This window comes from Streptococcus mitis (assembly GCF_946190375.1).
Taxonomy (GTDB): Bacteria; Bacillota; Bacilli; order Lactobacillales; family Streptococcaceae; genus Streptococcus; species Streptococcus mitis_CJ.
Genome location: NZ_CAMIAF010000173.1, coordinates 1 through 217, shown reverse-complemented (window position 1 = coordinate 217; position 217 = coordinate 1). Strand labels below are relative to the sequence as shown.

General features: G+C 41.0%; 1 protein-coding gene. It reads right to left on the bottom strand.

Annotated elements, in window-relative coordinates; translation table 11 throughout:
- On the bottom strand, nucleotides 1-217 hold a 217-nt coding region (locus tag N8M09_RS11150; RefSeq protein WP_261065264.1), incomplete at both ends, for a hypothetical protein.

The following is a 217-nucleotide window of genomic DNA, read 5'->3' as shown; positions in this document are numbered from 1 at the left end:
TTTTGCTTCACCTTTAGCTTTTGTCGCGTCTTTTTCATAACGAACACTTGGCTCTATTGGCGTAACGACAACCTTAGATTTAGCTCCATTTTGTTTGAAGATTTCCTTTTTTTCTGTTGGAGTAAGGGCACCGGTACTTGCATTGACCGCGTAAGTTGTTGTCTTCTTAACAACATCATCGCCTTCTTTGAGGTATTCAACCTCATCTTTAGCTGGG